Origin of the sequence: Paenibacillus sp. FSL R7-0345, from assembly GCF_038595055.1 — a bacterium.
Lineage (GTDB): Bacteria > Bacillota > Bacilli > Paenibacillales > Paenibacillaceae > Paenibacillus_AQ.
The window spans coordinates 1,842,001-1,862,344 of the sequence record NZ_CP152002.1 but is presented as its reverse complement, the minus strand read 5'-3'; the positions used below and the strand labels follow the sequence as shown (position 1 = coordinate 1,862,344).

Sequence of the window (20,344 nt, the reverse complement as noted above, 5' to 3'; positions counted from 1 at the left end):
GATTCCAGTTTATCGAAGATCATCGCTCCCGGTTCTGTGTGGAGAGGATGTGCAGCGTACTACAGGTGTCAAGGAGCGGCTATTACAAGTGGAGAACGGCCAAGCCAGGTCCGCAAGCAGCCCGAAAAGCGTTGCTATGCCAGCGGATTACTTATCATTTTCACGATACCCATGGTCGCTATGGCAGCCCTAAAATCACTATCCTCCTGCAGCGTGAAGGGCAAAAGGTCAGCGAACGTACCGTTGGAAAATACATGAGAGAACTCGGCCTGCGCTCCTGTGTCGCCAAGAAGTTTCGTGTGCATACGACCGATTCTAATCACGAGTTACCCATTGCACCGAACCTGCTAAATCAGCAATTTAAGACAAAAAAACCCAACAAGACCTGGGTTGCAGACATTACCTACATCCCCTGCCGTGAGGGACGGCTGTACCTGGCCAGCGTGCTCGACCTTTGCACCCGAGAAATCGTAGGCTGGAGGCTTGGCGATCGAATGACTACCGACCTCGTCTTAGATGCCCTGGACGACGCTCACAAGGCGAAACGCCCGAAGAAAGGCCTAATCCACCATTCCGATCGTGGCTCACAATACGCCTCCAAGGAGTACCGTGAGCGTTTGAAGAAGTACCGTATGAAAGCCAGTATGAGTCGTAAAGGTAACTGTTATGACAATGCCTGTATTGAATCTTTCCACAGCTTACTTAAGAAAGAGTTTGTGTACTGCACCCGATTCAAAACGAAGAAACAAGCCTATGACGCGATCTACCAGTACATTGAGTTTTTTTATAACCGCAAACGAATCCATGGTGCACTAGGCTATCTTTCGCCGGTTCAATTTGCAGCGAAATTTAAGCAGAAGGCAGCTTAATTCTTTTAAAGTTACGTCTACTTTCTTGACGGAGGTCCATTTCTGCCCTTCATTTCGCCGATTTAGCCGCGTCGGGCTGATTCATGGGCATTTTTGCCCTTCATTTCGCCAACCTGGCCGCTTCGGGCGGATTCAAGGGCATTTTTGCCCTTCATTTCGCCGATTTAGCCGCGTCGGCCGGATTCAAGGGCATTTTTGCCCTTCATTTCGCCGATTTAGCCGCGTCGGGCGGATTCAAGGGCATTTCTGCCCTTCATTTCGCCGATTTAGCCGCGTCGGGCTGATTCATGGGCATTTCTGCCCTTCATTTCGCCAATTTAGCAGCGTCGGGCGGATTCAAGGACATTTTTGCCCTTCACCACACCCGGCCATGTCACTGCTACTTATTATCCGGCAGCGGCACGCCGAAGTCCGGTGTACCGTCTTCCTTCCAGCCTATCACCTTGGCGCGGGTGTGGCGGTTCGGATCATACAGCGGATCGCCTGTAATGTCCTTGTAGCTGCGTGCGTGGTAGATCAGCACATCCTCCCCGTTCGCGCCCACGGTGAAGCTGTTATGGCCCGGACCGAACTGGCCGTTCTCTTCGCTGGTCCGGAACACCGGCTCAGGATGCTTGCTCCACGAGGCTGCGTCCAGCAGATCGCTGTCTTCATCTGCAGTGAGTAGCCCCATGCAGTAGTTGTAGTCGGTGGCGCTGGCCGAGAAGCTCATGAAGATCTTTCCGCCCCGCTTGATCACCGCTGCTCCTTCATTGACGCTGAAGCCAATTTTTTCCCAGTCATATTCCGGCTGGGCGATCATCGTCTGCTTCCCGGTCAGGGTCCACGGGTTGCTCATCTCCGAAATGTACAGGTTGGAATTCCCGGGAATGTCCGGGTCCTTCTGGGCCCATACATAGTAGAGAATACCCTTATGTTGGAAGGTCGTTGCATCCAGGGCAAAGGATTCCCAGGCCGTCCTGATCTGGCCTTTTTCCACCCAGCTGCCTTCCAGCGGATTCGGCGAGTCATTCTCAAGCACGAACATCCGGTGGTCGAACAGGCCATCCTGTGTTTCGGTTGTACGCGCGGCGGCAAAATAGATATACCATTTACCCTGCAGGTAATGGATTTCAGGTGCCCAAATATTGGCACTGAGCGGTCCGGTGTCATATTTGCGCCAGGCTACAACAGGTACCGCTTCTGCAAGCTCTTCGATTGCTGCGGCTCTGCGCACTTCGATCCGGTCATATTCCGGTACGGAAGCGGTAAAGTAATAATATCCGTCTGTATGCTTGTACACCCAGGGATCAGCGCGCTGCTCCACAAGCGGGTTGATATACTCTATAAAAGTGCTCATATCAGTTGCTCCTTTGGTCATGTCAGAGATGGATCTATTCCAGCGTAAGTACAACAACAGATGCCGGTGGCAGCGTGCAGCCGAGAATACCATCTGCAAGCTTCGCCCCTTCGAAGACAGCCGGCGCTACAATGGCCGGTGCTTCAAAAGTATTATGTGCACCCAGTTCTGCGTGTGTCAGAATCCGTCCGGACACCCGGCCGGCGGCTGTGCCTCTGATATCAAGATTCAGATCGGCATCCTTTTCATGGCTCAGGTTACAGATGGAGACATAGATCTTTCCTTCATCGTCCCGGGACGCTGAAACACTAAGCTGCGAAACCGTCACTCCGCCATAGGTGTACAGCGGGCTGTCTAAGGCAACCTCCAGCAGTTCATTATCCTGGTGCACCTTATACATCTCAAATACATGGTAGGTAGGCGTAAGCAGCAGCTTGTCCCCCTCTGTCAGAATCAGCGCCTGCAACACATTGACCATCTGGGCAATGTTCGTCATTCTAACCCGGTCGCTGTGATTGTGGAAAATATTCAGGTGGATGCCCGCAACAAGCGCATCTCTGAGTGTATTCTGCTGATAGAGAAACCCGGGATTTGTGCCCGGCTCGCTCAGGAACCAGGTTCCCCACTCATCTATGATTAATCCTACCCGCTGCTCCGGATCATATTTATCCATAATCGCCGAGTGGCGGGTAATGAGCTCGTCCATATGAAGGGATTTCTGCATCGTTTCGATCCATTCGGCTTCATCGAATCCGAGTGCTGCGCGTTTCTCTTCCCAGCTGCCGGGAATGGTATAGGAATGCAGGCTGAGCCCGTCCATCATTTTGCCCGCTTCCCGCATTACAACTTCAGTCCAGTTATAGTCATCCACATTAGCACCGCCGGCAATTTTGTATATCCGGTTGTCGCCGTAGTTGCGAACATAAGTCTGATAACGCCGGTAGAGATCAGCATAATACTCAGGGCGCATATTGCCGCCGCAGCCCCAGTTCTCATTGCCGACACCGAAATATTTCAGGTTCCACGGTTTCTCCCGCCCGTTCTCCTGACGCCAGGCCGCCATTGGCGATTCGCCGTCAAAGGTCATATACTCGACCCACTCCGACATTTCCTGAACGGTGCCGCTGCCCACATTGCCGCAAATATAAGGCTCACATTCGAGCAGCTCGCACAAGCGGAAAAATTCATGCGTTCCAAAATGGTTGTTCTCTACTACACCGCCCCAATGGGTATTTACCATCCGTTTGCGGCCTTCCTTCGGGCCAATCCCGTCTTTCCAGTGATATTCATCGGCAAAGCAGCCTCCCGGCCAGCGCAGCACCGGAATGTCCAGCTGCTTCAGCGCAGCCACGACGTCATTACGGATACCGTCCGTGTTAGGAACCGGTGAATCCTCGCCAACCCATATTCCTTCATAGATACATCTGCCCAGATGCTCGGCAAAATGCCCGTAAATATTTTTGTTGATCCTGCTCTTAGGAAGATCGGCGTTGATTACAAGCTTTGCAGTCATAGTTTCTCTCTCCTTGGGTGAAGTCTATTTATATTAGCCCTTGATCCCTGAATTCAAATTGATCGATTGTACAAAATATTTCTGTGCGAACAGGAACAGCAGCAGTGTAGGAATAATAGCCAGAATCGCCGAACCCATCAGCTGACCGATCATCCGGTAGTTGCCGTAAATATCCTGCAGCAGCAGGAGTCCTGCCGTAACCGGCATTTTGTCCACATCCGTGAAGACGATAACCGGCCACAGGAAGTCATTCCACGAGCCAGTGAACGAGAACAAGCCGCATACGATCAGAATCGGCTTCATCAGCGGCACAATGATCGAGGCGTAAATCCGGAAATGGTTCGCACCATCCACATGGGCTGATTCATCGAGTTCTTTTGGAATACCATTCATAAATTGTCTGACCAGAAAGAGGTTGCCCATACCCGCAAGTCCGGGGATAATCATCGCCCAGGAGGTATTCACCCAGCCCAGAGCATCAATGATTTTGTAGGAAGGAATCAGGTTCACGACACCCGGGAAAAAGGAAATGCCGAGCAGGGTGAAAAAGAGCGTATCTCTGCCTTTAAACTTCATCCGTGAATAGCCGTAACCGGTAATCGATATAACCACAATTACGAGAAATGTATGCATGGTGGCAATAAACAGGGAGTTCATCAGCCAGCGCAGGATAGGCGCCGTAGAGGTGTTGTTCAGAATCGCGATATAGTTATCAAAAATCCACTCTTTTGGGAACATTCTGAACCCGGAGCTGACGACCTCGGTCTGCGACCGGAAGGAGGTTGTGATTCCGAAAACTACAGGAACGATCCAGATTACACACAATATGATCAGGAACAGATAGGAGATATATTTTGAGATGCTAATGCCTGAGCCTTTGCTTTTCTGTGCGCGCTGTCCGTTTACAAGCGGAGCTTTATCCAGCTGCCCAGCCACTTGGTTTGCCATACGGGTACACCTGCCTTTTTAAATTCGCTGCTTGATCCATTTGTCTTATCCGGGGATTATGCTGCATTCCGGTTCATTACATAATATTGCAGAGCCGATATCAGCAAAATAACCAGTCCCAATAATACCGCCATCGCCGACGCCATTCCTGCGATAGACTCCCCGTTACCGAATGCGAGCTGGCGGATATACATCATCAGTACATGTGTGCTCTGGCGCGGACCGCCGTCAGTCATCATCAGCGGCTGGCCGAACACGTTGAACGCTCCTGCCGTAGTCATAACAAAGGTATAAACGAGCGGGAAACGGATCGACGGCAATGTGATACTCGCGAATCTGCGGATCGGTCCTGCTCCGTCCATTTCTGCCGATTCATATAAATCCTGGGCTACACCACTGATTGAAGCACGGTAAATAATCAGGTTACCACCGACGCCACCCCAGATCGTTATGATAATAATGAGAATCCAGGCATACGGCTGGTGAGTCGGCCAGGAGACTTCGGAACCGAACACATTACCAACCATCCCCAGTTGTTTGTTGAACAGCAGCAGCCAGATCAAAGCTCCGGCGGAGATGGAAATCAGCCCCGGAACATACAAAATAGCCTGAATCAAGCTCTTACCCTTCACTTTCTTGTGTTCAAGTGCCACTGCAATTAACAGCGGAAGTACGATTAACAGCGGCACACTGAGCAGAACGAAGATCAGGGTGTTCTTTAGACCGTTATTAAACTGCGTATGAAAGGTAGAGCTGTTGTCAAACAGAATGGTCTTATAATTGTCGAGACCAACCCAGACCGGATCATTCATCAGATTCCATTTGGTGAACGAAGCATAAATCCCGTAGATCGTAGGCAGTAAAATAAATACAATGAATAGGATGACATGTGGACCTACAAAGAAAACAGGCGCCAAATTTAATTTCTTTTTCATAGGCAATCTTTTCTCCTTTGGCATAAAGCAATGTGCCGCCTCCGGCACATTGCTCTATACAATCATTTCCGTTTGCGTTTTACTGTGCGCTTGTTCCTTCGGCAATCTTGTCTTCTACGAACTTCTGCATCGTTGCCAGTGTTTCGTCGATATCCACGTTGCCGCGGACGATATCTCCGCAATACGTATCAACGGCTTCGGCAATGTATGGGTAGTACTCATAAGTGTAGATGTAGAGGGATTCGATTTCTTTTTCATTTGAGGTAAAGAAGGATTGCATATAGTTCTGGTATTCAGGATTCTCGATTACTTGTTTACTGGCTACAGTCTGTCCGGCTTTTGCCCACTCCATGGAATTTTCGCGGATGAACTCCAGGAAGCTGCCGATTCCGGCTACTTTTTCTTCCGATCTGTCTTTGTTCTTCAGCATCGCGAACAAGTGGGATGAGGATCTGTTGGTGAACTTGTCCGGCGTTGGGGAATAGACGTTGGTCACTCCGAAATTGAGACCTTCTACTCCGGCATGTGCGGTAGAGCTCCATGTACCGTCAGTAGAGAACAGTACGTTGCCGGATTGGAACATCAGATAGCCGTCTTCACCAAATGGTGTCATCAGGCCGGCGTCGTTGATTTTCTTAACATTTTCAAATGCCTGTTTCATTACAGGTGTATTTACGGCAGGTTTGCCATCCTCCTGGATGTCTCCGCCAAGGTCCTGAATTTGTGCCAGAATGACCCAGCCAAGCAAGGCATCATTGACAACATAATCTCCCTCATCCAATTTGCCCTGCAAGGACAGCATTTCATCAATCGTTACTACGTTATCATCAAGGAAGGATTCCGCTCCGTATTTCGCGAGTAAATCTTTATTGTAGTACATAACGTTACTGTGGATATCAAGCGGCACAGTATACTGTGTTCCGTCGATGTTACCTGTATTCCATGCTTGCGGCAGATAGTTGTCTTCTTTAATCTCCGGCTGTGCTGTAGTTACCGCAGTCATTGGCTCCAGCTGGCCTTGCTTCACGAATCCCGGCACGCGGTCTGCATGGATAATCGCCAGGTCAGGCACGCCTTTGCCGGAGTTAAGTACGGTTGAAACCTTTGTATACATATCTGCGGTAATAACATGCTTCACTTTAATTTCCGGATTAGTAGCATTATAGTCTTTGACCAGCTGATCCATATAAGCTCCGTCATCACCAGTCAGCGGCGTCCAGAACGTGATTGTATTATTTTTGTCATCGTTCCCGCAGCCTGCCAATACCGTAGATAATGATAGAACAAGTGCTATTGCTGAAAAACCCCACTTTTTATTCAACACTTTTTCCTCCTAAATGATTAAAATTAGTAAATCATCTACAAAAATGTTCTTGCAAACAATTAACTCAGCGTTGGTTCTTGCCGTCCGGCTGAATGCCGCCTCTTATTTCGGCAACATCCATTTCACATCTTTATTAATTAGTTAAAAAACATTTGAATGTATTCGCTTACAGGTATAAAATAGCATATATAAACCTCCTTGTAAACACAAAAATATAAAACTATTTATATATATTCAAAATAAAAATTGTAAATTGTTATTTTCTGAAAAAAACAACGGTTATTCAGACGATTTCACAGGATCATGTTTATTAAAACTTAAAACAAATCATTTAATATAACGAATATTAGCGTAAATTTAAATACAACACACAAATAAAGGAAGAAAGCTTTCCTTTTCACCTCAATTAGTTTATAATTTTATAAAATAGTTATTTATGACGTCTGCGGAAGAAGGTTCGATATGATATATATTAAAGATCTAATGAGTGGCATTGATATTTTCAAAGCACTAAGCTCTGAAATCCGGATTCAAATTCTGGAGCTGCTCGCGGGTAATCAGGAACTAAACCTGAATGAAATTGCCAAGAAGCTGAACCTCAGCAACGGTGCCATCACGATGCACATCAAGAAGCTGGAGGAAAGCGGCCTGATTGAAATTAACACCTCCGTCGGTAAGCACGGCATCCAGAAGGTCTGCTATTTGAACAAGGATAAGCTGATGGTGGATCTGCGCAGCAAAGACGTCGACAACCTGTATGAGGTGGAGATCCAAGTCGGCCACTATAGTAACTATCAGGCGGTTCCTACCTGCGGCCTTGCGACCAAAGACAGCATTATCGGCGACTTCGACGAGCCACGCTACTTCGCTGATCCCCAGCGGATTGATTCCGAGATTATCTGGATGGCGGAGGGCTTTCTGGAATATCGTATCCCGAATTACCTGAAAGCCAACCAGACCTTCCGTGAGATTCAGTTCTCCATGGAGATCGGATCGGAGGCGCCGGGCTTCAGCGACAATTATCCGTCCGATCTGTATTTCTACCTTAACGGGATCGAAATCGGTTACTGGACCAGCCCCGGCGACTTCGGCGACCAGCGCGGAACGTTCAACCCGGACTGGTGGCCGCCGCACCTGAACCAATACGGGATGCTGAAGCTGATCCGGATCAATAACGAAGGAAGCTTTATCGACGGCTGCCGGATTTCCGACATTACGCTGGACGACATTAAGCTTGATTACAAAAGCGAGCTAACCTTCCGCATCGCTGTCACCGACAAGCCGGTCAACAAACGCGGCCTGACCATTTACGGCAAGCATTTTGGCAACTATAGCCAGGATCTGCTGGCCCGCGTGCTCTATAATGTGCATGAGGTGGAGGAAGTGAACCGCCGTCCGGCGACTAGCACTGCTGAGTAACGGCTGTTTTGAGAAGATTGGTGAGAGCGAGCATTTAAGACAGCCATATCTATGTTTCCTTGCCCTTTCGACTCCTTTTGGATGCGGAGGGGCATTTTTATGCTGCAGTTCAGGTTCTGGATTATTATGGATATTAAGGACTATTCCCGCAATTGAGACTTTGTTCACTGGCCGCTACAACATCCATTATTTACAATATAAATAACAATGTTCCAAATCATTAGAGAGAAGGATGAAGGATGCAAGTTACTAAACGGGTGTCACGACTCTTGTTCCCAGCCGCAGTCCTGACTGTGCTGGCAGGCTGCGGAAACAATAACCCTTTCAACCTTAACGAACAAGCCGCAAAAGAAACCACCGCCCCGTCCACCGCGCACCAGACACACTGGTCTTATGAAGGCAATACCTCTCCCGAACACTGGGCGGAGCTGGATCAGCTGTTCGCTACCTGTAATACCGGTACGGCCCAATCGCCGGTTAATATCCCGCATGATAAAGTGCAGGCGGATGATCACCTCTCCCCTGTCAAAGCTGAGTACTCTCCTTCACCTGTGTCTATCGTCAACAATGGCCACACGATCCAGGTGAATCTTAACAACCAGGACAATAAGCTTACTATCGAGGGCAAGACTTATCTGTTGCAGCAATTCCATTTCCATTTGCCCAGCGAACATGAGGTTGACGGCAAGCATGCGGAGATGGAGCTTCATCTGGTACATAAAAGTGAAGACGGCTCGCTTGCCGTACTCGGTGTATTGATCAATGCCGGCAGTGAAAATACCGCCCTGAACCAGCTTTGGTCCATGCTACCAGCCGAAGAAAGCACTCAGGAAACCGTGGTTGACGGGTCTTTCGATCCGGCCGGGCTGCTGCCCGCCGATCTTCACTCCTTCCGTTACCAGGGCTCGCTCACCACCCCGCCATGTACCGAAGGCGTCCAATGGATCGTCCTGGAGAACCCGGTAACCTGGTCCACGGAACAGATCGGCCAATTCGCTGCGATTTTCCCTCACGATAACCGTCCTGTTCAACCGCTGGGCAGCAGGAAAATCGGCAGCGATGAATGAGCACATCGGTTGATGCTATTGCAAAAAGGCGATCCCCGCGTTGACGGGGATCGCCTTTTCTAGGCGGTTGCATAAGGGAGGACGGGTAGTCTACGGAGGTACGCAGGCAGATGTCCGATTTCAGCTCAGATGCGTGATTTCAAAGGCATTTTTGCCTTTGATTACCCTTCCCCGGAGCGCATTCGCAAATTCAACGGGATTTATCCCGTACTTCTCCCTCGCCAGCAGCCAGTAAAGAGCAAAGAAAAAAGCAACCCATCCGTAGATGAGTTGCTTATAATGCAGTGCCGCCTTTCCCTTTAAAGCTGAAGCGCATCCGCAGCCAGGACAAAACGTAGATAACGCACAAGAAAATCCAGTAGCTGTTATCGAACAAGCCGTCCCCGGTTACCGCCGACAGAACCGCATGGTACACACAGGTAAATATAAACAAAGACAGGAATAGCAGCGAAATCCCTTTGTACGATGCAGGCTTCCGGATTCCCGCTTTTGAAAAAATATATAACACGGCCAGCGCCAACAGTATAGTGAAAGGCACCCTGTAACTAAAATCAGGAAATACGTCGTGCATGGTAACTACCCCTGCTATGAGCACAAAACATAATGTAATGTTAAGCACACTTTGCTTCATGACTAAGACCTCCGCACTCAAGTAATATTTCCCATATATTCAAATAATAAAACGAAATCAGCATATTAGCAAATGATATACCAATAAAAAAAGCAAGCCGCCTACCGCTCCGGGTAAACTGCCTGCTAAATTTATAACCGGTCTATATACTTATCTTGCCTAGGGGCAGGTGAAGGGTAGTTAGACTTATAGCCCTTCATCAGCCACTCTTCACCAGCCTCAACCCTTCACCGCGCCCGCCGTCATCCCGTCAATAAAATACTTCTGGAACCCTAGAAACAGCGCCAATATAGGCAGAATAGAAAAGAATGAGCCAACGATCAGCAGATCATAATTGTTGCCATATGGAGTCAGCAGCGTCTTGAGGCCGATCGGCAGGGTATATTTATTTTCATCACTCAGCACCATAAACGGCCAGAGGAAGTTGTTCCAGCTGTTCATCCCGTTCAGAATCGCCATCGCCGCAAAAGACGGCTTCATCACCGGCAGAATCAGGCGTACATAAATCGCATATTCATTCGCCCCGTCCACCCGCCCGGCTGCAATCATTTCCTTGGGAATCCCCCGCAGATACTGCCGGAAGAAAAAGATCGTCGCCGCACTAGCCACACCCGGCAGAATAATCGCCGAATAGCTGTTCATCAGCCCCATATTAAAGGTTAAAGTGTACAGCGGCAGCAGCAGAATCTCAAACGGCACCATCATAATGAGCAGCACGCAGACAAACAGCAGGTTTTTTCCTCTGAATTCATAGGCCGAAAAGCCGTAAGCAACAGTGGCACTGACGAGCAGCGTTAATACAACCTGTACCACTGTCAGCAGCAGCGAATTGAAAAACCAGGTGAAATAGGCATGCTCACCGGTGAACAAAAAGACGAAATTGTCCAGGCTCATCGCCGACAAGTCAAACCGCAGGTTAAGGCCGTAGCGGATCAGATCCTCTCCGGGCTTGAACGAAGCAATCGTCACGGCGTAGAAAGGCACCAGAATCAGCAGGCACAGCACACTGAAAAAGGCAAACAGGAGGATTTTGCGGAGCGTCCCTGTGTTCATACGTTAATCCTCCTCCTTCTTAAACATACCGCTAAACGCCAGTTGGGTGAGATTGATCACCATAGTGATGATGAGCAGCACGATCCCGACCGCCGCTGCGTAGCCGAGATTATTTTTCTCGATCCCCTGCCGGTACAGATAACCGACGATGGTCAGCCCGATGTTCTTGGGAGAGTTATTCCCGTTCCAGAGCATCATGCTCTCGATAAACATGGCCAGTCCGGCATAAATGCTGATCGTCAGCACATAAATGGTCGTCGGCTTCAGCAGAGGGATGGTAATCCGGGTAAACCGCTGGAAGGCGGAGGCCCCGTCGATGGAGGCGGCTTCATAGTAGTCGTCGGGAATATTTTTCAGTCCGGATAGAAAATACAGCATGTTCACCCCCATCCACCGCCAGCTCGCCAGCGCCACCAGAGCGATAAATCCGGTAGTCTGTCCCTTCAAAAATTTAATGGGCTCCACGCCAAACACACCGAGAATGCTGTTGATCAGCGAGCCCTCCATCTCCCCGAACATCAGCCGGAAAATCGTCCCCGCCACCACCACCGAGGTCAACGCCGGGAAAAAGAAGGAGGATTTAAAAAACTCACGGCCCCACATGGCTTTACTGTTGATCAGCACGGCGAACAGCATCGGGAACGGGATCAGGATCAGCAGGGTCAGGATCATATACACCGCACTGTTGCGCACCGCTTTGAAGAATATCGTATCTCCCATCAGCTTGGTGTAATTATCTGCCCCGATAAAGCTGGCCTCCTGGCCGAGCGTGACCTTTTGAAAGCTCATACCGAACGAGCTCAGCAGCGGGTAGACCCAGAAAATGATGAATACGAGCACAAAAGGCAGCACGAAGACGTAGGGAGCAACCTTTTGCGAATAGAGGAAGTTTTTGATCATGGCTTCTGCTCCTTTAAAGTAGAGCTGCCCACGGGGTGGACAGCCCTAAAGAGTAACCGTACCTGTTACTTCAATTCCTGTTCGATCTGGGTCTGGGCATCATCGAGTGCCTGCTGGATGTCTTTTCCGTCCTCAAAAATCTCATTCAGCGTCACCGTACACAGTACATTGTTGATCGTCGGTGAGGCAGAGGTCGATTTGATCAGGTTGATCTCCTCTTTAATTTCGTTCAGCACATCAAACGGGTTGTTCACGAAATATTTAACGAATTGGTTCTCCGGATTGTGGGTTACATCCTTCATATCCCAGACGCTCATGTTGATCGGGTCAAACCCGAGTGTATTCCAGATCTCAATGTTGGCATCAAGCGACAGCTTTGCGTAGGCGATAAAATCTTTTGCCAACTGAACATCCTTAGCCGTCTTGGTCACAACTGTTCCCGTACCGCCGCCGCCGTAGGATCTGTGCATGCCTTTTTCCAGGACGGGCAGCGGGGCGATGGCGATTTTGCCGCTCAGGTCCTTCATGTAGTTGGTGTAGCGGGACATCTGCCACAGCGGCATAAAGGCGGTCGCATAGTTGCCTGAATTAAACTCACCGTAAGCTTCTTCCGTATCCGGCTGGCCGCCAGCGATCGTTGAAATCACGTTATTGTCCTGCAGATCCTTCAGCATTGTCATCGCTCTAACCATCTCAGGAGAATTCACCTGCGGCTTGCCGTCAGCATCCGTCAGATCCGATTCCTGCTGGGCCAGGAGCAGCGAAGCCTGCCAGATTGCGCTGGTGTCGGCGGTGCCCATGTATTTGCCGGTTTTTTCGTAGACCTGAATGCCCGCTTTTTTGAAATCATCCCAGGTTACGATGCTCTTATAATCCACCCCGGCCTCATCGAGAATTTCGGTATTGTAAAAAGCGACCGTCGCCCCTACGTGCGTGGATAGTCCGTAGATTTTGCCTTCTTTGGCGTAGAGATCCAGCTGGGATTGCACAACCGTACCTTTATACGGCTCTGCCACATCGTTCAGCGGCTCAAGCTGCGGCTCCCCGGCCAGGAAATCCGGGAATTTACCGAGCTCAATATCGGCAATATCCGGCGCTCCCACCCCTGTCTGCACGGCGATGGACAGCTTGTTATGCATATCATCGTACGGCATGACCGTTACATTCAGCTTGATCTGGCGGTCAGGATTGGCGGCATTCCATTTCTCCAGCATTTTCTCAAAATGCTGCCCGTGCAGCTCGACAAACGTCCAATAGGACAGCTCCGTGGCCGCATCACCGGCACCGCCATTCAGGACAGAGGACTCTCCGCCGGATTTGCCTGAGTTAGACTTACTGCCGCAGCCGGCCAAAAATACAAGCATGGAGACAACCAGTAAAGAAATAATCCATTTGTTTTTCATGCATGACCCTCCTGTATAGGAAATAGTTGTTGCCCGAAACAATGTAAACGGATACAACTCAATACTGATCGAGTGGGACACTTTGTGCAGAATACGTCCTGACAGCGGCTGCCGCTCCCTCCTTTTACAGATTTATCAAATGTTTTAGACTGTTATAATGTATTCAGCTGAAAGAGCAAATAGAAACTTTTGAGACAGAAAAAACATATATTTCTTCCCCGCTCCGTAATGTTATGCATGCTGTCTGCCTTTTTCCGCAAATGAGTCATTGAATTTACGAAAAGCATGCTACTTTACTCCGGATTCTTTTAAACAAAACCGGTACACCTTTTGGATAATAGTAAAATATTGGTTCGTTATTGCAAAAAAAGATAGTTTCCGCGCGGTTTAAGACCGTTTCCTTTACCATCATTTAAAACAACATACCCCGGTATCAGCCATACATAATCCGGGTACAAAAAGCGGACAATAATTCTGTCTCCCAAACCACCGAGAAGGAGTGTTTCAAATGCGTGAAGGTCTGATCCCCACCGTTCTTGGTACCGTAGTTTCCGCTTCCGGCGCAGCTTTTCTGGGAAGCAGGTATAAGCTGGCCGCAACAGGCGTACTTGGCTTTGGTCTGGCACATATTGTCCTGGGTGCCATCGACTTGTTTGAGCACCGGTAAAAGGTTGGAAGATGCCGGTTCTGTACAGCATGTACAGGACCGGTTCCTTTTTTTTATTAAGCAACATAACAGCAAAAAGGCCCCTACCTGAAGTAGAGACCTTAGTTATACATAAGATTTATTTCACAGCTACATAGAACAGGCGCTGGGCGCTGTCATCTGCCGGAAGCCATTCGAAATCAGCATACAACTGCACCTCACTGAAGCCTGCCTTGCGGAGCTCTTCTGTCAGCCACTGCGGATCGTACGCGCGCTGTACATGATTTTCTTCAAACCGGCGGTACAGCCCGCTTCCCTCTTCCCTGGCGAAAATGGACAGATGATGCTCAATTTCCCGGCGCGGCACATCCAGCTCACAGGTCCAGATGTAGGATACAGACGGTTCATCCAGTACGAAAGGCTGTTCTTCCTCGTAGCGGACAAGTGTGTTCGGATGATGTACATCGAACAGGAACGTCCCACCAGGCGCAAGTCCGGCGTAAGTCCGGGCGAAAACCGCCTGGATCTCCTTCTCCTCGAGCACGTAATTCAGGCAGTCGCAGAAGGAAATGACGGAATCAACCTGCTCCGGCAGCTCCCATTCCGTCATATCCTGCCTGATCCAGCGCACGCTTCCCTCACGCAGAAAACGGCGTCCCTGCGGATGCCGCTCCATCTTCTGCTGGGCGACGGCCAGCATGTCTGAGGAAAGATCAATCCCGGTCATGTGATAGCCTGCTGCAGCCAGCGGAATGGTTATGCTGCCTGTGCCGCAGCCAAGCTCAGCCACTGTGCGCGGCTTGCCGTATTTAACCCATGCGGCTTCAGCAAAGGCCAGCCAGTCCGGATACGGCATGTCCGCCATCAGTTCATCGTATACATAAGCAAATTTCCCGTAGGAAGACAATGCGCACACCGCTTTCTATTCCTGATTCTGTTCCGGAGCGTTCTCTTCAGGCTGGGCCAGATAAGTCCAGTTCTCCTTCTGGGTTATCAGGCCTTCCTTCATCAGCTTGCCCATCGCCCGCTTAAAGGCAGACTTACTGATGCCGAAGCGCTGCTTGATAATCTCCGGTGGTGTTGCATCCGAATACGGCATTGCGCCGCCCGGACGGGAGTGCAGAAATTCCAGCAAAGCTGCGGAATCTACATCCCGGCCGATTTCCTTGCGCTGGGTCATCGCCAGATTAACGCGGCCGTCCTCACGGATATGGGAGACTCGTGCTTCAACCTGTTCCCCCAGGCGCAGCAGACGGCTGCGTTCGGAGGAATGAATCATCCCGATTACACCAAAGCCGAGTACTCCGCCGTCTATGACTACGAAAGTACCCATCTGCAGGGGTCTATAGACTCTTGCTGTAACGTTCTGGCCCCTCCAGGATTCCGGCGCGGAAAAAGCCAGCGGAGCAAGCTCCTGCTCACCGGCCAGCTTGGCACGCAGACGGCCCTGCTTGTCATGCTCCATCAGCACGAACACTTTATCGCCAATCTGCGGGCGCAGCTCGATCAGCTCAGGCAGCTCACCGATTGGCAAGAGCAGCTGGCGGCCAAGCCCCATCTCCAGGAAGCAGCCGAGCCGCGGATGAATGTCGGCCACTTCCAGCAGTGCCAGCTCGCCGAGCGTCAGAAACGGCTTTTTCATTGTTGCTGCAAGCCGGTCCTCCGTATCAAAGAAGATGAACACTTCCACTTTGCTGCCGATCTTGGGCTTGCTGCCTACAAGCTCGGTATAGTGCAGCATGACATCCTGGTCACCTGCACCCAGGAAGTACCCGTAAGGTGAAACTTCACGCAGTACTTCCAGTGTAACGATAGTACCTGCAATCAGACTCATACCGTTTCCACAACCTTGGCGTCAGACCAGAGACGCTCGATATTGTAATACTCCCGTTCGTCACGGTGGAAGACATGCACGATAACATCCCCGAGATCCATCAGCACCCAGCGGGCGGCATCCATGCCTTCAATCCCGCGGATCACGCCGCCGGCTTCGTGGACCACTTTGCGCACCTCAGTGGCAATCGCTTGTACCTGGGTGTCAGAGTTACCATGACAGATGATGAAATAATCACTGATCGGTGATACACTGCGCAGATCCAGGGCAACGACATTCATCGCTTTTTTATCTTCGACCGCTTTCAGGGCCAGCTCGAACAGCTTGTTTGATTGTACACTCATATTTTTTCCTCCAGTATTCTTACTAAATCATTACGTGCAAGCACGGTAAGCGGAAATACGATCCGGCGTTTCTGCAGCAGCAGGCTGATCGTGGAATCAAAGCCGGCGATCAGTCCTTCTTCAAGACTCACCATAGACAATCTGCGGATCTCATCCACTCCGGGGAAGTCCCGGCCCGGCTCGATATAATCCGCCAGACAGACAACCTTCTCCAGGAGAGTCATCCCTTCGCGGCCTGAAGTATGGTACCTGATCGCCCCTAAAATACCCGGGTCTGTGATCCCATACTCATGCTCGGCGACGAACGCCCCCACCTCGGCATGCCATAGCTGCTTGTCATGCTCAAGCAGCTCAGCTGAAAGGCCGTTCTGTACAATAACGTCCTTCATCCGCTCTACCGGCCAGTATTTAGCTACATCATGCAAGATAGCTGCCGTTTCGGCCTGCCCGGGATCAGCTCCATAATGCTTCGCCAGCTTGACTGAGGTCTCCATTACGCCTAGCGTGTGCTGCCAGCGCTTGTCCGGCATCTGGGCAGAAACGGCCTCAATCAGCGCTTCGCGGCTGTAAGCCATACAATCCACTCCTTTGCACATATTCATACACCTGCTCAGGTACCATATAGCGGATCGAGCGGCCGGCGGCCGCTCTAGACCTGAGCATTGTTGATGAAATATCCACCTGCGGCATGTCTGCCAGCAGCACCCTGCCGGAGATGAAATCCGGCAGGGCAGCCAGATCAAGCGGAGTTCCTGGACGTCCCACACCGATGAAGGTCAGCAGTTCCGCCAGTTCGCGGATTCCGTGCCATTTAGGCAAGTATTCCACCATATCCGCACCGACAATAAAATAGAACTCGTGCTGCGGATATTCCTGTTTCAGGCTGCGTACGGTATCAATGGTGTAGGAGACACCGCCCCGGACAATTTCCCAGTCGAGAATGCCGAACGCTTCATGATCCTCAACCGCACATTTAACCATAGCCAGACGGTCAGCACCGGAAGCTCCGGCTTCATGCTTGTGCGGCGGGATATGCGAGGGCATGAACCAGACTTCATCCAGGGAATAAGAATCTCTGGCGGCTTCCGCCGCCAGCATATGGCCTATGTGAAGAGGATCAAAGGTTCCCCCCATAATTCCAACTTTCAAGAGGTGTACCTCCTCTTATTTCCGGTTAATATGCCTTAGCGCGGCAGTTCAATCGTTTTGTTGTCGCGTGATTCCTTATAGAGCACGATAGTTTTGCCGATTACCTGTACCAGCTCAGATCCTGACTGCTCGGCCAGCTCTGCGCCGATTTCCTTAGGATCGTCAGCATTGTTATTAAGCACGCTGATTTTCATCAGCTCGCGCTTCTCAATGGCTTCCTCAACGTGACGGATCAGATGGTCATTAACGCCGCCTTTGCCGACCTGAAACACAGGATCGAGATGATGGGCCAAAGAGCGGAGATAACGTTTTTGTTTACCAGTTAACATAAATGAACAAACCCCTTAATTAACAAATATTAATAGTATTATAATTACCCTATTTAAGTAATTCCATGTCTGCCCCGGTGACACCGAAAGCTTCCAGCATCGTCTGGCGCATGACATCTACCGGAGCAGCTTGCCCCGTCCAGTATTCAAAGGCATACGCGCCCTGATAGATGAACATTCCCAGACCGCCGTGGATGGTGCAGCCTGCCTGCAGAGCCTCCTCAAGCAGCCGGGTGCGCAGCGGGTTGTAGATCAGATCGCTGACAACCTGGTTTTTACTGAACAGACCCGATGCCACCGGCGTCTCATCCGGGTAAGGAAACATTCCGACAGAAGTGGTATTGATGACAATATCAGCATCCGGGATCAGCCCGGCTATATCCCCCATTGCCGCTCCGGTAACAGTGCCTGCAGCCTGCCATGAGGCTGCCAGCTCCTGCGCTTTATCAGCGGTGCGGTTGGCAATGACGACGGAAGCCGGACCTTCCTGCAGCAGAGCGCTGATAATACCTCTGGCTGCCCCTCCCGCTCCCAGCACCAGAATGCGGGCACCGGACAGATCCGGGACAGCCTCAGCCTTCAGCGAGCGTACATAGCCGATGCCGTCGGTATTATATCCGGTCAGGATTCCGTTATCGTTGACAATCGTATTGACCGCGCCGCCGGCAACCGCACTGGCATCCAGCTTGTCCAGATAGTCCATGACGGCAATTTTGTGCGGGATCGTCACGTTGACTCCGCGGAAGCCGAGCGTGCGGATGGCCTGCACCGCTTCGCCCAGCCGGTCCGGGGTAATATGCAGCGGCACATAGGCCCCGGGTATAGCGAGAGCCTTCAGCGCTGCTGTATGCATCAGCGGTGACTTGGACTGGGCAATCGGATCGCCCATGACGCCCAGCAGCATGTCCGTATTCGTGTGATTGCCGGTCATAGGCATGATCCTCCTGAGTGTAGGTTAGAAGCGCTTAGATCAGCGAAGGGCGGGTGAGCACCTTCACGCCGCGCGGAACATGTACGGCAACAACTGCGCCTTCCGTCCCGTTGACTTTAATCCAGCCGAGCCCGGAGATGAACAGGTCAGTCTGGCTGCCCCGGCCGATCCGGAATTCGTGACGCTGCCACTGCGGCAGCTTGTCCATATCGGCTGCCGCCGGCGGCGTCAGCAGCTCACCGCGGTGATCCTGGTACAGCGAATCTGCCCGCTCCAGCTTGGTGCGGTGAATCTTCAGTGTTGTACTGATGTAGCAGGTGAAGGATTGCCGCGGACCCTGGATAAAATCAAACCGTCCCAGGCCGCCGAAGAACAGCGTCTGTCCCTCATTCAGCTGATAAACCGCAGGCTTAAGCGGATTCTCAGGCATTACCGCGCCCAGATCACGCCGTTCTACAAGCTCACTGTAACGCCAAGGGTATACAATCCCCGGAGTATCAATAATAGAGTGGCCGTCATCCAGCGGAATTTTGACCATATCCAGTGTAGTGCCGGGATAACGTGAAGTGGTCAGCTCCTGCTCCAGATCACTGTAGTCCGAGATCAGACGGTTAATCAGTGTGGACTTGCCCACATTCGTTGCCCCGACAACATAGATATCACGTTGTCCGCGCAGCTCACTGACCGTCTCCAGCAGACGCTCAAAGCCCTGGTTGCGCTTGGCGCTGACGAGGACGATTTCTGCTGTCCGCAGGCCGTGCTCCTTGCAGCGCTGCTGCATCCAGTTGCGCAGCTTGTTCCAGTTCGTTACCTTAGGCAGCAGATCGCATTTGTTCACGGCGAGGATGACGGGGTTATTGCCGACAAACCGCTGAAGCCCGGAAATCAGGCTGCCTTCAAAATCAAACAAATCCACGATGTGGATCACAAGCGCATTCTTCTCGCCGATCCCGCTCAGCAGATGCAGGAATTCGTCCTGATCTACGGATACCGAAGAAGCCTCATTGTAATTCTTAATCCGGAAACAGCGCTGGCAAATGACCGGTTCCCGTTCAAAGGCCGACTCCGGGATATAGCCCGGAAGCTCCTTGTTCTCGGTCTGCAGCTTGATACCGCAGCCGCTGCATTTCACCGGGCGCTCAGTTTCATTGTGTTGACTCATTAATGTTTATCCTCCTCATGCCACAATCCTTGCTTACGCAGCCGTGTCAGCGCAATCTGCTCGACGCGGCGGTTAATTCTTGTACCGAAGCCTTCATCCTTTACCGAAATCGGCAGGACCAGGATTGTATACAGCCCCAGACGGTTACCGCCCAGCACGTCTGTAAGCATCTGGTCACCGACTACGATTGTCTGTTCCGGCTTCAGCTCCATCAGCTTCATAGCTTTCAGAAAAGGGGTATTGACCGGCTTGCGCGCCTGATGAACAAACTGGATATCCAGCGGCGTGGCAAAGCGGGACACCCGGTCCATATTATTATTAGATACAATAATGAGCTTGAATCCAAGCTCTTTCACCTTTGCAAACCACAGCAGCAGCTCGGGAGTAGCCAGAGGCGCTTTGGCGCCTACAAGCGTGTTATCCAGGTCTGTAATAATGCCGCGGTATCCTTTACGGTACAAATCTTCAAGATCAATATCAAATACCGTATTTACCCGGAGTTTGGGAACTAATCGTTCAAACAATCATTTCACCTCGATTTTCATGCG

The 20,344-nt window shown here is 50.8% G+C and carries 23 protein-coding genes; 5 read left to right on the top strand and 18 right to left on the bottom strand.

The window, feature by feature from the left end; all coding sequences use genetic code 11:
- Positions 1 to 11: 11 nt before the first annotated feature.
- Complete coding sequence (locus tag NST84_RS07840; RefSeq protein WP_342566341.1) at positions 12 to 869, top strand: IS3 family transposase; 858 nt, start codon at positions 12 to 14, stop codon at positions 867 to 869.
- Between the two features lie 83 nt (positions 870 to 952).
- Entirely contained in the window at positions 953 to 1,153 is a 201-nt protein-coding gene (locus tag NST84_RS07835; RefSeq protein ID WP_342565045.1) for a hypothetical protein, read from the top strand.
- Positions 1,154 to 1,248: 95 nt separating this feature from the next.
- Here the strand turns inward: NST84_RS07835 and NST84_RS07830 are convergent, their stop codons facing one another.
- The 5 genes from NST84_RS07830 to NST84_RS07810 form a co-directional block, all read right to left on the bottom strand.
- A complete protein-coding gene (locus NST84_RS07830; RefSeq protein ID WP_342565044.1) occupies positions 1,249 to 2,208 on the bottom strand; it encodes a family 43 glycosylhydrolase in 960 nt (319 codons plus the stop codon).
- A 34-nt stretch (positions 2,209 to 2,242) separates the two neighbouring features.
- Positions 2,243 to 3,721, bottom strand: a complete 1,479-nt coding sequence (locus tag NST84_RS07825; RefSeq protein ID WP_342565043.1) for an alpha-N-arabinofuranosidase — start codon at positions 3,719 to 3,721, stop codon at positions 2,243 to 2,245.
- 33 nt (positions 3,722 to 3,754) lie between these two features.
- Positions 3,755 to 4,669, bottom strand: a complete 915-nt coding sequence (locus NST84_RS07820; RefSeq protein ID WP_342565042.1) for a carbohydrate ABC transporter permease — start codon at positions 4,667 to 4,669, stop codon at positions 3,755 to 3,757.
- A 56-nt stretch (positions 4,670 to 4,725) separates the two neighbouring features.
- Positions 4,726 to 5,604 carry a sugar ABC transporter permease gene (locus tag NST84_RS07815; RefSeq protein ID WP_342565041.1) on the bottom strand — a complete coding sequence of 293 codons (879 nt, stop codon included), beginning with the start codon at positions 5,602 to 5,604 and terminating at the stop codon, positions 4,726 to 4,728.
- Positions 5,605 to 5,683: 79 nt separating this feature from the next.
- A complete protein-coding gene (locus tag NST84_RS07810) occupies positions 5,684 to 6,928 on the bottom strand; it encodes an extracellular solute-binding protein (protein ID WP_342565040.1) in 1,245 nt (414 codons plus the stop codon).
- Between the two features lie 462 nt (positions 6,929 to 7,390).
- On the opposite strand from NST84_RS07810, the gene NST84_RS07805 reads away from it, so the two are divergent.
- A complete protein-coding gene (locus tag NST84_RS07805; RefSeq protein ID WP_342565039.1) occupies positions 7,391 to 8,347 on the top strand; it encodes a winged helix-turn-helix transcriptional regulator in 957 nt (318 codons plus the stop codon).
- Between the two features lie 239 nt (positions 8,348 to 8,586).
- Positions 8,587 to 9,414, top strand: coding sequence for a carbonic anhydrase family protein (locus NST84_RS07800; protein ID WP_342565038.1), 828 nt, complete (start codon positions 8,587 to 8,589; stop codon positions 9,412 to 9,414).
- A gap of 274 nt (positions 9,415 to 9,688) precedes the next feature.
- Here the strand turns inward: NST84_RS07800 and NST84_RS07795 are convergent, their stop codons facing one another.
- The 4 genes from NST84_RS07795 to NST84_RS07780 all read right to left on the bottom strand — a co-directional run bounded on the left by NST84_RS07795 (position 9,689) and on the right by NST84_RS07780 (position 13,401).
- Positions 9,689 to 10,045 (bottom strand): hypothetical protein, encoded by a 357-nt coding sequence (locus NST84_RS07795; protein ID WP_342565037.1) that lies wholly within the window; start codon positions 10,043 to 10,045, stop codon positions 9,689 to 9,691.
- A 219-nt stretch (positions 10,046 to 10,264) separates the two neighbouring features.
- Entirely contained in the window at positions 10,265 to 11,098 is an 834-nt protein-coding gene (locus tag NST84_RS07790) for a carbohydrate ABC transporter permease (RefSeq protein WP_342565036.1), read from the bottom strand.
- A gap of 3 nt (positions 11,099 to 11,101) precedes the next feature.
- On the bottom strand, positions 11,102 to 11,998 hold the full coding sequence (locus NST84_RS07785; protein ID WP_342565035.1) for a sugar ABC transporter permease: 897 nt from the start codon (positions 11,996 to 11,998) through the stop codon (positions 11,102 to 11,104).
- A 65-nt stretch (positions 11,999 to 12,063) separates the two neighbouring features.
- Complete coding sequence (locus tag NST84_RS07780) at positions 12,064 to 13,401, bottom strand: extracellular solute-binding protein (protein ID WP_342565034.1); 1,338 nt, start codon at positions 13,399 to 13,401, stop codon at positions 12,064 to 12,066.
- 508 nt (positions 13,402 to 13,909) lie between these two features.
- Between NST84_RS07780 and NST84_RS07775 the strand changes: the two genes are divergently transcribed.
- Positions 13,910 to 14,068, top strand: a complete 159-nt coding sequence (locus tag NST84_RS07775; RefSeq protein WP_342565033.1) for an asparagine synthase — start codon at positions 13,910 to 13,912, stop codon at positions 14,066 to 14,068.
- A 118-nt stretch (positions 14,069 to 14,186) separates the two neighbouring features.
- Here the strand turns inward: NST84_RS07775 and NST84_RS07770 are convergent, their stop codons facing one another.
- The 9 genes from NST84_RS07770 to NST84_RS07730 are packed head-to-tail and all read right to left on the bottom strand — an operon-like array spanning position 14,187 to position 20,320.
- Positions 14,187 to 14,954 carry a class I SAM-dependent methyltransferase gene (locus NST84_RS07770; protein WP_342566372.1) on the bottom strand — a complete coding sequence of 256 codons (768 nt, stop codon included), beginning with the start codon at positions 14,952 to 14,954 and terminating at the stop codon, positions 14,187 to 14,189.
- Positions 14,955 to 14,969: 15 nt separating this feature from the next.
- Positions 14,970 to 15,881 (bottom strand): S1-like domain-containing RNA-binding protein, encoded by a 912-nt coding sequence (locus NST84_RS07765; RefSeq protein WP_342565032.1) that lies wholly within the window; start codon positions 15,879 to 15,881, stop codon positions 14,970 to 14,972.
- Complete coding sequence (gene rsfS, locus NST84_RS07760; protein ID WP_342565031.1) at positions 15,878 to 16,225, bottom strand: ribosome silencing factor; 348 nt, start codon at positions 16,223 to 16,225, stop codon at positions 15,878 to 15,880. Before rsfS ends, NST84_RS07765 begins: the two co-directional genes overlap by 4 nt.
- Complete coding sequence (gene yqeK / locus NST84_RS07755; protein ID WP_342565030.1) at positions 16,222 to 16,800, bottom strand: bis(5'-nucleosyl)-tetraphosphatase (symmetrical) YqeK; 579 nt, start codon at positions 16,798 to 16,800, stop codon at positions 16,222 to 16,224. Before yqeK ends, rsfS begins: the two co-directional genes overlap by 4 nt.
- A complete protein-coding gene (locus tag NST84_RS07750) occupies positions 16,772 to 17,374 on the bottom strand; it encodes a nicotinate-nucleotide adenylyltransferase (RefSeq protein ID WP_342565029.1) in 603 nt (200 codons plus the stop codon). Before NST84_RS07750 ends, yqeK begins: the two co-directional genes overlap by 29 nt.
- Before the next feature lie 35 nt (positions 17,375 to 17,409).
- Positions 17,410 to 17,703 (bottom strand): ribosome assembly RNA-binding protein YhbY, encoded by a 294-nt coding sequence (gene yhbY, locus NST84_RS07745; protein ID WP_342565028.1) that lies wholly within the window; start codon positions 17,701 to 17,703, stop codon positions 17,410 to 17,412.
- 49 nt (positions 17,704 to 17,752) lie between these two features.
- Complete coding sequence (aroE, locus tag NST84_RS07740) at positions 17,753 to 18,634, bottom strand: shikimate dehydrogenase (protein WP_342565027.1); 882 nt, start codon at positions 18,632 to 18,634, stop codon at positions 17,753 to 17,755.
- A 34-nt stretch (positions 18,635 to 18,668) separates the two neighbouring features.
- Entirely contained in the window at positions 18,669 to 19,796 is a 1,128-nt protein-coding gene (gene yqeH, locus NST84_RS07735) for a ribosome biogenesis GTPase YqeH (protein ID WP_342565026.1), read from the bottom strand.
- Positions 19,796 to 20,320 carry a YqeG family HAD IIIA-type phosphatase gene (locus tag NST84_RS07730; RefSeq protein ID WP_342565025.1) on the bottom strand — a complete coding sequence of 175 codons (525 nt, stop codon included), beginning with the start codon at positions 20,318 to 20,320 and terminating at the stop codon, positions 19,796 to 19,798. The genes yqeH and NST84_RS07730 overlap by 1 nt, the downstream gene beginning before the upstream one ends.
- Between the last annotated feature and the right edge of the window lie 24 nt (positions 20,321 to 20,344).

Bases quoted from the DNA above. Each gene is read 5' to 3' on its own strand.
- NST84_RS07835 (WP_342565045.1), top strand. From the start codon at position 953: ATGGGCATTTTTGCCCTTCATTTCGCCAACCTGGCCGCTTCGGGCGGA.
- NST84_RS07830 (WP_342565044.1), bottom strand. From the start codon at position 2,208: ATGAGCACTTTTATAGAGTATATCAACCCGCTTGTGGAGCAGCGCGCT.
- NST84_RS07825 (WP_342565043.1), bottom strand. From the start codon at position 3,721: ATGACTGCAAAGCTTGTAATCAACGCCGATCTTCCTAAGAGCAGGATC.
- NST84_RS07820 (WP_342565042.1), bottom strand. From the start codon at position 4,669: ATGGCAAACCAAGTGGCTGGGCAGCTGGATAAAGCTCCGCTTGTAAAC.
- NST84_RS07815 (WP_342565041.1), bottom strand. From the start codon at position 5,604: ATGAAAAAGAAATTAAATTTGGCGCCTGTTTTCTTTGTAGGTCCACAT.
- NST84_RS07805 (WP_342565039.1), top strand. From the start codon at position 7,391: ATGATATATATTAAAGATCTAATGAGTGGCATTGATATTTTCAAAGCA.
- NST84_RS07800 (WP_342565038.1), top strand. From the start codon at position 8,587: ATGCAAGTTACTAAACGGGTGTCACGACTCTTGTTCCCAGCCGCAGTC.
- NST84_RS07795 (WP_342565037.1), bottom strand. From the start codon at position 10,045: ATGAAGCAAAGTGTGCTTAACATTACATTATGTTTTGTGCTCATAGCA.
- NST84_RS07790 (WP_342565036.1), bottom strand. From the start codon at position 11,098: ATGAACACAGGGACGCTCCGCAAAATCCTCCTGTTTGCCTTTTTCAGT.
- NST84_RS07785 (WP_342565035.1), bottom strand. From the start codon at position 11,998: ATGATCAAAAACTTCCTCTATTCGCAAAAGGTTGCTCCCTACGTCTTC.
- NST84_RS07780 (WP_342565034.1), bottom strand. From the start codon at position 13,401: ATGAAAAACAAATGGATTATTTCTTTACTGGTTGTCTCCATGCTTGTA.
- NST84_RS07775 (WP_342565033.1), top strand. From the start codon at position 13,910: ATGCGTGAAGGTCTGATCCCCACCGTTCTTGGTACCGTAGTTTCCGCT.
- NST84_RS07765 (WP_342565032.1), bottom strand. From the start codon at position 15,881: ATGAGTCTGATTGCAGGTACTATCGTTACACTGGAAGTACTGCGTGAA.
- rsfS (WP_342565031.1), bottom strand. From the start codon at position 16,225: ATGAGTGTACAATCAAACAAGCTGTTCGAGCTGGCCCTGAAAGCGGTC.
- yqeK (WP_342565030.1), bottom strand. From the start codon at position 16,800: ATGGCTTACAGCCGCGAAGCGCTGATTGAGGCCGTTTCTGCCCAGATG.
- yhbY (WP_342565028.1), bottom strand. From the start codon at position 17,703: ATGTTAACTGGTAAACAAAAACGTTATCTCCGCTCTTTGGCCCATCAT.
- aroE (WP_342565027.1), bottom strand. From the start codon at position 18,634: ATGACCGGCAATCACACGAATACGGACATGCTGCTGGGCGTCATGGGC.
- yqeH (WP_342565026.1), bottom strand. From the start codon at position 19,796: ATGAGTCAACACAATGAAACTGAGCGCCCGGTGAAATGCAGCGGCTGC.